The 13,073-nt window shown below is 64.3% G+C and carries 8 protein-coding genes; 7 read left to right on the plus strand and 1 reads right to left on the minus strand.

Annotation, left to right across the window (positions count from 1 at the left end; translation table 11 throughout):
- The 7 genes from KA184_05425 to larE all read left to right on the plus strand — a co-directional run.
- Positions 1–462: PilZ domain-containing protein (locus KA184_05425; GenBank protein MBP8129001.1), on the plus strand; the 462-nt coding region annotated here is incomplete at its 5' end.
- Positions 463–719: 257 nt separating this feature from the next.
- Positions 720–1,619, plus strand: coding sequence for an alpha/beta fold hydrolase (locus tag KA184_05430; GenBank protein MBP8129002.1), 900 nt, complete (start codon positions 720–722; stop codon positions 1,617–1,619).
- A 91-nt stretch (positions 1,620–1,710) separates the two neighbouring features.
- Positions 1,711–2,859: a Gfo/Idh/MocA family oxidoreductase gene (locus KA184_05435; GenBank protein MBP8129003.1), complete on the plus strand. Its 1,149-nt coding sequence runs from the start codon at positions 1,711–1,713 to the stop codon at positions 2,857–2,859.
- A 23-nt stretch (positions 2,860–2,882) separates the two neighbouring features.
- Complete coding sequence (locus KA184_05440; GenBank protein ID MBP8129004.1) at positions 2,883–3,707, plus strand: sugar phosphate isomerase/epimerase; 825 nt, start codon at positions 2,883–2,885, stop codon at positions 3,705–3,707.
- A 436-nt stretch (positions 3,708–4,143) separates the two neighbouring features.
- Positions 4,144–5,733, plus strand: coding sequence for a carboxypeptidase M32 (locus KA184_05445; protein MBP8129005.1), 1,590 nt, complete (start codon positions 4,144–4,146; stop codon positions 5,731–5,733).
- Positions 5,734–5,837: 104 nt separating this feature from the next.
- Complete coding sequence (gene mtaB / locus KA184_05450) at positions 5,838–7,196, plus strand: tRNA (N(6)-L-threonylcarbamoyladenosine(37)-C(2))-methylthiotransferase MtaB (GenBank protein ID MBP8129006.1); 1,359 nt, start codon at positions 5,838–5,840, stop codon at positions 7,194–7,196.
- A 31-nt stretch (positions 7,197–7,227) separates the two neighbouring features.
- Positions 7,228–8,052, plus strand: a complete 825-nt coding sequence (gene larE, locus KA184_05455; protein MBP8129007.1) for an ATP-dependent sacrificial sulfur transferase LarE — start codon at positions 7,228–7,230, stop codon at positions 8,050–8,052.
- Positions 8,053–8,067: 15 nt separating this feature from the next.
- On the opposite strand, the gene KA184_05460 is transcribed toward larE, so the two are convergent.
- Entirely contained in the window at positions 8,068–12,945 is a 4,878-nt protein-coding gene (locus KA184_05460) for a hypothetical protein (protein MBP8129008.1), read from the minus strand.
- Positions 12,946–13,073: the final 128 nt, after the last annotated feature.

Genomic DNA, 13,073 nt, shown 5'->3' on the forward strand with positions numbered 1-13,073 from the left:
GCGCCGAACATCAGCGGCGCGGAACGGCGGCGCACGTGGCGCATCCCCATGAGCGTGCCCGCGCCTGTGCGTCGTATCGCCGCGGGCAGGGCGGAGAGCATGCTGCTTGTCGATATCAGCACCGGCGGCGCGCTGCTCGAAACCGGAATACCGCTGCAGTTGAACGAGATGCTCGACATATGCCTCGCGCTCCCCGAACAGGAGCCGCACGTTGTCCGGGCACGCGTGGTGCGCGCCGAGGCGCCCGCGCCGTGCAGCGAGGGTGGACTGCGTTTTGGCGTTCTGTTCGTCGAGATGGCGGCGGACGCGCGGCGCGAGTTGACGCACTTCATGTGGGAGCGATTGCTGCGGCTGTATCCCAAGGAGATGGCAAGACTGTTCCCCGGCGGCAAGGCGTTCCACAAACTGCACGGGAAACGGGGGCGCACCCCGAAAACGCGCGACAAGGGCCAAACCTCTTGAAAAGGGCATGCCACAGGGACCAGAACAGAAGTACGCGCCGCACTTTCCTGTCAGCGTGTGTGGCGGGTCCGGCTGCGGCGGCGGCCGCAGGCACGCTGGAGGGCGACCGCACAGTCCCGCCGCCGGCAACACTGGCCGACGCGGCTGCGCTTCGTTCCCGATGGCTTGGCCTTCTGGGGCCTTTTCCCGACACAGCGCCGGCACTCGATGCCGAATTCCGGGAGCGTGCCCCTATTCAGGGCATCGATTGCAGACACGTGCGTTTCCGCTGCGAAGAAGACGACTGGATTACCGCGTATCTGCTGGTGCCCGAATCGGCACGGGAAGGCGCCTCTCCCGCGGTCATCTGCCCGCACTCGACGACCGGCGGCGCAGGCAAAAACTGCACCGCGGGGGTGACCGGAAAGACGCCCGGCAGCCCGCCCGGCGGTCCCATGGAAAGCCGGGCCTACGGTCTCGAACTCGCGCGCTGGGGCTATATTACGCTTTGTATCGACCTCTGGGGCGATGGGGAGCGGATCCCCGCCGGTTCGCAGCACTACGATTCAACGGCATTCTACAAGCAGCATCCCCAGTGGTCCATGGTCGGAAAGAACATTTGGGACGTCATGCGCAGCGTGGACTTCTTGAGAACGGTCGATGCCGTGGACCCAACGCGCATCGCGTGCATGGGCCACTCCCTGGGCGGGCATACGACGCTGTTTGCGGCCGCCTTCGACGACCGGATTGCCGCCGCAGTATCCAACGGCGGCCAATTATCGTGGGTGCGCGACACCAGCCATTGGTCCCGTCCGCCTGACCCGCAGGGCCGCCCGGTTTCGTCCTACGTCTACCTCCCCGGATTCCGTCCTTACCTGGAGGACAGGCGCCTGCCGGTTCCCGTCGATTTTGAATCGCTGATGGTCCTGACCGCGCCGCGTCCGCTCTTGGTCATGGGAACCGAGTCGGAGTTCGCGCGAGACGACATCATCGGCCAGTATGTTGCGGCCCACGATGCCTACCGGCAACACAACGCCGGCGACCGGTTCACCCTCTTTGACTACCCGGGAGAGCACGCGTTCCCGCCGGTGGCCAAGCGGCACGCGTTCAATTGGCTGGATCGCTGGTTCGCGCACACGCCGGCGGTCCCAACCATCTGGCCCGGAGTCTCCATCTGAACCGCGCACGGGTCATGTGTGGACTTCGCGAGATTCCGGCCATCTGCTATAGTAGCCACAGTCCGAAGCGGGGCCGCAAGGAACAATCGCCATGAGCACACACGAAATGGGCATCATCATGAACGGCGTCACGGGGCGCATGGGCACGAATCAGCACCTGATCCGGTCCCTCCTCGCGATTCAGATTCAGGGCGGCATCAAGGTCGGCGATGACGATGTCATTATGCCGCTCCCCGTGCTCGTGGGCCGCAACGGGGACAAGCTCCGCCGCCTCTCGCACACGCATGGCGACCTGCCATGGTCAACCAACCTGGACGATGTGCTGCGGCACGACCGGTACAGCGTCTATTTCGACGCGCAGAGCACCCCGCAGCGTTACGACGGTGTCATGCGGGCTATCCGCGCGGGCAAACACGTCTATTGCGAGAAGCCCGTGGCAATGACCGTACGCGAAGCGATGGCATTATACGAAGCCGCGCGCGAAGCGGGCGTGAAACACGGAGTCGTGCAGGACAAGCTCTGGCTGCCCGGCTTCTTGAAACTGAAGTACCTGATCGACACCGGTTTTTTCGGCGAACTCCTGGCTGTGCGGGGTGAGTTTGGATACTGGGTATTCACCGGCGAGCATCAGTCCGCGCAACGCCCATCGTGGAACTATCGCAAGGCCGGCGGCGGCGGCATCATCTTCGACATGCTGTGCCACTGGCGCTATCTCATCGACAACCTCTTCGGCAACGTGACGGCGCTGACCTGTCTGGGCGCAAATCACATCAAGGAACGCTGGGACGAGCAGGGCCAGCGTTATGACTCGGACGCCGACGACGCCGCATACGCGACCTTCCTCACCGATCGCGGCGTCATCTGTCATTTCAATTCGTCGTGGTGCACGCGCGTGCGGCGCGACGACCTCTTGACGGTGCAGGTGGACGGCGTCCGCGGTTCCGCGGTCGCGGGCCTGCGCGAGTGCTGGGTGCAACATGACGCCGAAACGCCGAAACCGGTCTGGAACCCGGACATCCCGAACCCGATCGATTTCCGTTCGGGCTGGATGCCCGTGCCGTCAAATGTGCAGTACGACAATGCATTCAAGACGGAATGGGAGTTGTTTCTGCGTCACGTGGCGTTTGACGAACCGTTCCGCTGGGACTTGCGCGAGGGAGCGAAAGGCGTGCAGCTTGCGGAACTGGGCATCGAAAGCTGGAATAAACGCGCCTGGGTCGACGTGCCGGATTTGGACTGAACAGCGGGAAGAGGGTTTTCGACATGACAGCGCCGCTCACGGATTTTTCGCGCCTGTGCCTGCACACGATCACCACAAAGCCTTGGTCTCTGACGCAGATTATCGACGGCTACACGCGCGCCGGCATACCCGCCGTGACCGTCTGGCGCATGCATTACGAGGACTGCGGCGCGCTGGAGGCCGCGAAGCGCCTGCGAGATTCGGGGTTGCGCATCGTGAGCCTGTGCCGGGGCGGTTTCTTCACGGGCACGAACGCTCGCGAGCGCCAGGAGGCCAAGGACGAGAACCGGCGTATCATCGACGAAGCGGCGGCGCTGGGAACCAGCTTGATTGTGCTGGTCTGCGGCGCGACACCGGGGTTACCCCTCGCGGAGCAGCGGCAGCAGATTCTAGACGGGATCGCGGCGGTGCTGCCCCACGCGCAGGCAGCCGGCGTCCGGCTGTCGATTGAGCCGTTGCATCCCATGTTCGCGGCCGACCGGTGCGCCGTCAACACGCTCGAACAGGCCAATAACATGGTGACCGCGCTGCACTCCGACTGGGTCGGCGTGACGGTAGATGTCTATCACCTTTGGTGGGACCCGTACCTGAAGCCGGAGATCGAGCGGGCCGGCCGCTCTATCTTCTCCTTCCACGTCAGCGATTGGCGAACGCCAACGCGGGACCTCCTGAACGACCGCGGTCTGATGGGCGAGGGCTGCATCGACATCCGGGGCATCCGCGCATGGGTCGAGGCAACCGGTTTTCACGGCGACATCGAGGTCGAGATCTTCTCAAACTGGTACTGGGAACAGGACCAGACCAGTTTCGTCGAACGGATCAAGGAAGCCTATCTGACTTGCGTGTAGTCACCGCGCTTTGGCCATGCCGCGCGTTTACCCGATAGTGACCGGGTCAAGCGTCGCGTCAATGCCAATCGCGTCAAACAGACCGTTCACGAATTGCCCGACTGTTTCAAGAACAGCCTCGACAAAACCCGTGCTTCCCGCCTTGATTCGCGGCTTTCCCCGCAGCGCAGGGTTTCTGACCCGCCCTATTCACCGAAGTCGCCCTCGAACCCATCGATTATCCCCTGCAGTATTTCCGTAACCAGGCCGAACACGGCCTCGAGCAGGTCCGTCACAAAGGTTGTAATCACTTCGGCAAGTTGGTCTGCAAAGTCCATGCCCTCAACTCCCTGTCGCCGCAACGGTCGCGGCGCCCGGTCTTTCTTGTTGTTCGTTGTACTCTACAATCGAAACGGAACAACGTCACCAGGCGGCGGTTGACTTCGGCGCTCTCGTTATGGTCTGTTGCAGTCCGCTGAACGGGCCGGCGCCTGGAACGAACGTCCACGCGCGGCGCCTGACGGCCAAAGCGGAGGAAACCCTTGTGCTGGAAGCCAAAACGCAGGATTTGCGGGCGCGATACGGCGAGTATGCGGACCTGAAGGCGTCTCTCGCGGTCCTGTCGTGGGACCAGGAGGTGTACATGCCGCCGAAGGGCGCGGCGGCGCGCGGTCAGCAGTTGGCCACGCTTTCGGGCCTCGCGCACCGGCTGCTGACCGCGCCGGAAATGGGCGCGCTCCTGCATGAACTGGATGAACAGCGTGACAGACTCGCGCCGGACGAACGTGCGTTCGTCGCGGAAGCGCTCTACGACTACACGCGCGCAAAGCAGTTGCCCGAATCGTTCGTGCGCCGCTTCGCCGAAGAGCAGAGCAAGGCCTATGAAGCGTGGACGCATGCGCGGCGCGCATCGGATTTCGCGGCGTTCCGGCCACATCTCGAAACGATGGTCGACCTGCTCCGCCAGAAAGCGGATTACCACGGTTACGCGGACACCCCCTACGACGCGCTGCTCGAGGATTACGAGCGCGGCATGACGACCGCGCATCTGCGCGCTCTATTCGAGGAACTGGCCCCGAGACAGCAGGATCTCGTATCGCGCGCCGCCATGCCGGACAGGATGGCCGAGTGCGCGTGGCTCGACCAGGAGTGGCCCGAGGCCGGGCAATGGGCGTTCACGATGGACGTGCTGCGCGCGACAGGCTACGACCTCGACGCGGGCCGGCAAGACAAGTCGGCGCACCCTTTCACGACGAACTTCGGGATCCGCGACGTGCGGATCACGACGCGGTTCAATCTCCGCGACCCGTTCTCCGCGCTGATGGGCTCCCTGCACGAGGCCGGGCACGCCCTCTACGAGCAGGGTTTCCCCCCCGAAGACGAACGCACCGTCCTTGCGGAGGCGCCGTCGCTCGGCATCCACGAATCGCAGTCGCGTTTGTGGGAAAACCTCATCGGCCGCAGCCTGCCCTTCTGGCGCTGGTGCGCGCCGCTGCTGCGGCGTCATTTCCCCGCGCAGGCCCATGGCATCGAATCCGAAGCCGTGTACCGCGCCGTGAATCGTGTGCAGCCGTCGCTGATCCGCGTCGAGGCGGACGAATGCACCTACAACCTGCACATCATCCTGCGCTTCGAAATCGAGACTGCCCTGGTCGAGCGGCACATCGAAGCCAGGGACGTACCCGCGCTCTGGAAGGAAAAGTTGAAGGCCTACCTGGGCTTGGACGTGCCGGACGACGCGCACGGCTGTCTCCAGGACATCCACTGGTCGCACGGATCGATGGGGTATTTCCCTACCTACGCACTGGGCAACCTGTACGCGGCTCAACTCTTCGAAAAGGTCCGCGAGGATATTCCGGACCTCTGGTCGCACGTCGCGTCGGGCGATTTCGCGCCACTGCTGGACTGGCTGCGCGAACAGGTACACCGGATCGGGCGCCGCAAGCGCGCCGTGGAAATCGTGCGCGACGCAACGGGGCGCGAACCGGATCCGCAGGCTTTCTTGCGCTATCTGGAGCACAAATTCGGCGGCCTTCAGGCGCTGTGACGACCCTCCGGAGGAGGAAGAGGCGCGTCCGGGTTTGTGACAGACCACCGCGCGCAGGTATACTTGGCGGGTATTTCCATCATCTCCAAGCGTTGAGTCTCGCAATGTGTCCGGCTTGTCACAAACGCGCATCCATCCACACCTTGGGCTGCCGCCTGAACCAGGCGGAGTCCGCCCTGCTTGCGGAAATGCTGACCGCCGCAGGCTATGAGATAGCGCCCTTCGGCGAAGCGGCGGACCTCGGCGTCATTCACACCTGCACGGTGACGCAGGAAGCGGATGCGAAGTCGCGCAAGCTGGTGCGCCAGTTTATCCGCCGGAATCCTGAAGCCTACACGGCAGTCATCGGCTGTTATGCGCAGATGGGCGCGAACACGCTGGCGGATATCCCCGGCATCGACCTGATCATTGGGAACCAGGAAAAGCTGCATCTTCTCGATTATGTGGCGGCGGGCAAGAACACCACGCCGCTGATAGTCCGTGACCGCTTCGTGCGCAACGATTTCAGCATCGCCTTTGCCGCGACGGACACGCCCCTGTCGCGCCGCGCCAATCTGAAGGTGCAGGACGGCTGCGATTTCATGTGCAGCTTCTGCGTCATCCCCTTCGCGCGCGGGCGGGCCCGCTCGCGGGACCTGGACAACCTGCTGGGCGAGGCGCGCTCACTCGTGGCGCGCGGCGCAAAGGAAATCGTGCTCACGGGCGTCAATGTGGGCTTGTACGACTACGCGGGACACACGCTGGTCGATGTTGTCGACCTCCTGGACGGACTCGACGGGCTTGCGCGTATCCGCATCAGTTCCATCGAGCCTACGACGGCGCCGGAGGCGCTCCTCGACCGCATGGCCGACCCGGGGCACCGGCTCGTGCCGTATCTGCATCTCCCGATGCAGTCCGGTGCTGACCGCGTGCTCAAAGCGATGGGGCGGAGGTACACGAGCCGGGAGTTTCTCGATTTCGCGCGCAGCGCGGCGGCGCGCGTTCCGGATCTCGGGGCCGGCACCGATATCCTCGTGGGTTTTCCCGGCGAAACCGACGAAGACTTCGAGGAGACGTGCTCGCTCTTCGAGGAGAGCCCGTGTTTCTATGCTCACGTGTTCAGGTACTCCGAGCGTGCGGGCACGGCGTCGGCGCGCATGGGAAGCGCGGTAGATTCACGTGTCACGGGCCGTCGCAGCGCGCGCATACGCAAGCTCAGCGCTCAAAAGGAGCGCGCTTTCATTGACGGGCGCTTGGGCCGCACGGTAAACGTGCTTTTCGAGCACCAGGAAGGCCCGTACTGGACCGGCTACACGGAGGACTATGTCCGCGTCGCCGTCCAGAGCGGGGCTAATCTCACCAACCGCGTCCTGCCCGTCCAACTGACGCGCGCGCACCTGGACACGGTACACGGCATACTGCCGGGGGTGGAATGGCAGGACGCAATGCGGGGAATGCGCCCGGAACCGGCGCGCGTTCCCTGAACAGAGCCGCAGGAAACCAAGGGACCCTTGAATGGCCGTAGAGACGGTATCAGGCAGCTTGATCGCGAAAGAGGAATCGCTGAAGCGTCGTCTGGCCGGGTATGGCGCGGTCGCGATCGCCTATTCCGGCGGCGTCGATTCGGCTTATCTCGCCGACGTGGCCCATGAAGCGCTCGGTGCAAACGCGCACATGGTGCTGGCGGACTCGCCGAGCATCCCCCGCTCCGAGGTCGCGGAAGCCACGGCATTGGCCGAGGCGCGAGGCTGGCGTCTGACGCTGATCAAGACGCAGGAATTCGAGAACGAAGAGTACTTGAGGAACGACGGCCGCCGCTGCTACGTCTGCAAGGGCGAACTGTTCACGAAGATGGACACGTTCGCGCGGGAACACGGCGTGCGGGTGCTGGCCTACGGCGAAAACGCGGACGATTCCCTGGATGCGACGCGTCTCGGCGCAACGGCCGCGCGCGAACATCGCGTCGTCGCGCCGCTCGCGGAGCTTGATTTCAAGAAGGACGACATCCGTGCGCTCAGCAGGCGGCGCGGCCTGCCCACATGGAACAAGGCCAGCTTCGCGTGCCTGTCGTCGCGGTTCCCTGTCGGCACGCGTGTGGAAGCAAAGGAAATGTCGAAGGTCGAGCAGGCCGAGGAAGTCCTGCGCACGCTCGGCTTCCGTCAATATCGGGCGCGGCACCACGGCGATCTCTGCCGGATCGAGATCGACCCTGCCGACTTTGCGAAGCTGCTGGAGCCGGGTACGCGGCAAACGATAACCGGCGCGATCACGCGCGCCGGCTATCGGTATGTCACGCTTGACCTCGCGGGTTACCGTACGGGGTTTGCGGCAACCCGCTGAATCACAGGCATTCCGTTACTCGACCACCAAGTCAACGGGCTGCGCGTCCGCGCGCACTTCGGGGTTGTAATACTGGTAGACCGTCGACGGCGGCGTTTGCGCCCGCAACGGGAACTTGGCGCGGATCGTGTAGCTGAATTCCAGCGTCGCTCCACCCTGTATCTTCTCGAAGTACGTGATGATCTGGCGGCCCGTCAATTCATACTTCTGGATGACCCCGCTCTCGACCAGCTTGTCCAGGTCGGGCGTCATGACTTGGAAGCCCGGCGGTATGCCCAGGTCGACAATGACCATGTTCGCGGCCACGGGCTCGTTGTTTGTCACCGTGACGGAGACCGTCACCGTGTCATCGACGGCCAACGCGGTCTTGTCATAGGCTACGCCGATGGTCAGCGCGTCCTGCCGCGCCGGCTTGTCGGCCCAAGGCGTGAAATACCGGCCCGCAATCTGGTAGAGCATCGCGCCTTCGCCCGCGAAGCTGATACTGACCGTGTTATCGCCGGGTCGCGTCTTGTCGCCGAGGTCTACCAGCCGCATGACGTCGCAATCGTCCGGCGTGACGTTCAGCTTCGCGGCCTCTTCGCCGTTGATCGTCACGGCGATGCTCGCGCTGGCCTTTTCCGTCTGGCTGCCGAGCGAGAGGATCAGCGCCTTCAGCGCGAGGATCGTGGCCTGCGTGCCGCCCCAGGTCCCATCCGCGCTCTTCTGCTGGATCAGATACGTCAGCGCCTTCGTTGTCGTTTCGGGATACTTGCCCGCGCGCAGGAAGGCAATCGCCGCGAGGGCCGTCGCCTCGATATTCGCGGCGTTGCCGTGACTGAACGTGACGGTCTCCTGTTCGCTTTCCCAATGTGCCGTCTTGTCGTCTTCCTTGCGCAGGTCATATAGCGCCTGGAGCACTTGCGCGGTGAACGCGTCCCGCGGGTTCCACCCCGCAACGGCGTTCGCGACCAGCCCCAGCGTGTACGGGTCTTTCGCTTCCTGCCAGTTCGCGCGCAGGTAGCCGACCGCCTTGTCCATGCGCGCGTCGCTCTCGCCGCTGCTCAGCAGCGCCTCGGCGATGTACGCGGTGACCAGCAGCGTGCCGCTCTGGATATTGGCCCAGGACTCCGCGTGCAGGTAGCTCTCGTCGGGTTTCCACGAGCCGTCGCCCTGCTGCTGCGCGAAAAGCCAGTCACGCGTCCGGGCGATGACGTTCGGGTCCACCTCGTGGACCTGCGCCATGTCGAAAAACTCCTTCACGCCCCACGCGGTCAGCACCTTGTTCGCGGGCGCGTCGCCGAACCAGGAAAACCCGCCGCCGTCGACCTCGTAGGAAAGCAGGCGCTGATACCCGGCGTTGATAAAGCCCTCGGCCTTCATCTGGATTTCCGGGTTGATCTGTTCGGTCGCCTTCATGTACTGCACTACAAGGATATTTGGATAAGTCACCGAACTCGTTTGTTCGAAGCAACCGAACGGCATTTGCAGCATGCTGTCGAGACCGTCCACCACTTGCGTGAACACGCCGGGATAGACGCGCACGAGAATCTTGCTCGCGCCCGGCACGGCATTGGCGGGGATCGTAATGACACGGGTCACGTCGGCGTCGAGCCGGTCGCTGAACGTCACTTCCTGTTTCTCGCCGTCAGGCAGCACCTCGATTTCGCGCCGGATTGCGTCGCTGAGCTTCGCGCCGTAGGCGTAGACCGTCAGCTTGTGCTTGCCCAATTCGACGACCTCGATTGGGAAATAGCGGGAGACCACTTCGCCCGGACCGAGGTTGATCGTCTGCTCGGTGGGTCCGTCCAGCGTGAACCAGGGCGCGGCCTCGAACACGATGCGGACATCCTGCGGCGTGTCCAGGTAGTTGTAGAGCACGACGGGGATGGATACGCGGTCGTGCTGCGTCAGGGCCACGGGCAAATCGATGTCCACGAAGAAGTCCTGGAACACACGGATCGGGGCGTCCATGCTGCCGAGGGCGCCGTTCGCGGCGTTGGCCATGGCCGTCATGCGCCACGTGGTGATGCTGTCCGCAAGCGTGAGCGGCAGCACGGCGCGCCCCTGCGCGTCGGTGATCAACGCAGGCACGAACAGCAACGTCTCCGGGAAATACTCGCGCACACGCACCGGAGCGGCACCGGGCGCGGCACTGGGCGCGGCCGGCATTGTCTCCGCGAGCATGCCGCCCACGGCCACACCGTCCAATTGCGCCATCTCCGGCACCGCCATCGCGGCGAACACCTTCATGCGCCGCTCCATGGGAGGTTCGCCCATGAAAAACAGGTCCGCGCCGCCGCCGCCGAATCCGCCCATGCCGCCACCGACCGCGCGCCCGCCCCCTGCCAGGAACTCCCGCGCCCAAGGGGTGTCCGGCCCGATGTCGTCATTCGTACCCTTGAGTCCGTCCGGCCCATAGGACAGAACGCTGAAGGCGCCGCCCCATTCCTGCACATTGCTGAAATCGAATTCGTAGCACCGGCCCCACGGGTCCAGGAGTTCGTTCTCGCGGAGCAGCCGCTTGCGGAGCAGCGCCTTCAACACATCCTTAGGCGGCTTCCCTTCGTCATCCAATAGCTTGGCCACCGCTTTCTCGATATGCTCGACGTCCCGGTGAATACGCTCCGCGATGGCGCGATTCGCCGCGGCCTCCTTCTCACGGAAGGTGTTCACCTGGATCGGCGGCGCGGGCAGGTCGGGCGCGGACGCCAACAGCACGCGCGCGGCCTGCTGCTGTTCCGGGCGCCATGCGGAAGGCTCCTTGATGAGCGTGTCGATATCGAACCCGTGAATCTCGAAACGCGGTTTCATGATCTCCTGCTCGAGCGTGAAATAGATCTTCTCGAGGCCCGGGTGGATCTCCTGCAACGCGAACACGCTCTCATCGACGATGGAAATGCCGAGCGCCGCCGCCGCGGCGTTGCCGCCCCCGTCCGTCACCGAAAACTGCAGCGTCGCTTCATCGCCGGGCTTGTACGTTTCCGCGTCGAGCGCTACGGCGATACGCAGGGCGTCGGCGGGATTCACGTACAGGCGCCGCGCGTCGCGCAGCAGGTCCGTGCCGGGTGTGAAGGTGTACGCCTGCAGGATTACGCTGCCCGACAGCGTGGCATCCAGATCCAGTTCGAGTGCCGCGCGGCCATTCTCGAGGTCCGCGGTTCGGGTCATCATGGTCTGGCCGTCGCGGATGAGGTCAAAGTAAACGGTCCCCGCCGGTTTCGTCGCGAAGACTTCCGCGCGCAGCGTATCTCCCACGTTATACAGCGCCTGTTCAGGCCGCAGCAGCAGGCTTTCCGCGCCGCCTTCGACCTCGAGCGTGATGGACTGTTCCGCCGTGCGGCCTTCGCGGTCCCGCGCCTGCACCATGACCATCGTGGGATTCGCGTCGGCGGGCATTATCGAGAATTCCGCCGCGCCGACCGTATCGGTCTGTATGTTAAGCGGCTGGGGCGCGCCGGGCATGACCACAGTAACTGCGGCCGCCTGCGCGGGCGTGCCGTCGGGATAGGCCACGAGCAGATAGACCCGGTTCTCCAGGTTCGGACGCAGCTTGCCGCCTTCCGGCACGGCATGAATCGCAAGCGCGGCCGCCGCCACGGATTTCATGACCACCTTTTCTTCGCGGTGGTCGGCCGTATCGACGACCACGCCTTCCAGGCGTACCGAGGCCTGGCCCTGTTCGAGCGGGGTACCCGCAAAGTAGTCGGGCAGCCTGGTTTCAAAGGCCCAGTGGCCGTTTGCGTCGAGCGTGCCCTCCAGCGACGCGAATTCCGCGAACTCGATCTCGAATTTCGACGCCGTCAGCGTCACTTTCCCGCCGGCAACGGGCTTGCCGAAGAAGTAGTCGGCCTGCACCTCGCCTTTCAGCGTATCGCCCGGCAGGTAATACTCGCGGTCCGTCGTGATGTTGACTTCGAACTTGGGCAACACGTACCGGTCGACGGTCACCTGTTTCTCCGTGGTGACATCGTCCAGCAGCACGCGCACGATATACGGCCCGAGGTTCACTTCGGTGGCCAGTTGAAAATCGGCGGAAGCCACGCCGAACGCATCCGTCTGCTGCGTCTTCTTGAAAACCTTGTTCCCCTTCGCGTCCATGACTTCAAAGACCACGTCGCGTTCCGCCACCGGCCTGCCCGCAGCCATATCAAGGCTCAGCGCGCGTAGATGTATCACCTGCCCCGGCTGATAAAGCGGCTTGTCGCTCGTAAGCAGCACCTTCGTCTTGCGTTGCACCGTCACAGGCTGCGTGACACTGTCCTCGCCAAGCCCGGGCGCCGTCACGCGGGCCGTCAGTTCGGCCGGACCCGTCATGTCCGCGGGCACATCGAACCGCTGCTCGATGGTTCCTCGCGCGTCCGTCGTCGCGGTAAGGACCGTGCGTTCCCCCGCTTCGCTCTTGAGCCGGACTTCGACCTGCGCGCCGGGCACGGGCTTTTGCGTTGCGTGGTCCAGCGCAACAATCCGTAGCGAAGCCTGACTGCCCACCAGGAAGTCGCGCGAGGCAACGAGCCGCGTCTCCAATTGCGGCAGCGCGTCGATCACGCGCATGGCCGCCCGCTCCTCCCCGCCAAAGGCCTGAAAACGGTATTCCAGGAAGCATTCCGGCACCCGCGCCTCGGGCAGCGGCACGGAAATCTCCATGACCCGCTCGTGGCGGCCCGGCGGCAGTGATACCGCCTCGGACTTGCCCAGCAGGTCGTAACCGTTCAGGTCGGCCACGCGAAAATGCAATTGCCGTTCCACCGTGCGGCTGCCGGGATTCTCGACCGCGTAGTGGACCCGCACGCCGCCGTCCGTGCGTTCCAGCCAGATGGCGTCGCGGTCCATCCACTGCGCGCCCGACTGGGCCGCCGCGGCACCCGCGAGACATGCGCACGCCGGCACCGCCAAGCACAGCACAGATATCATTGAATATCGATTCCACATGGTTCGGCTCTCCTATGGCTCACAAACCCCTGCTCTTTCATCCTTGAGACACCATCCGCAGTTCCGGGTTCGCGCCGCAGAACGGACCCCAAGGCCCCGGCACAGGCATG

The sequence above is a fragment of the Candidatus Hydrogenedentota bacterium genome (assembly GCA_018005585.1).
Taxonomy (GTDB): Bacteria; Hydrogenedentota; Hydrogenedentia; order Hydrogenedentales; family JAGMZX01; genus JAGMZX01.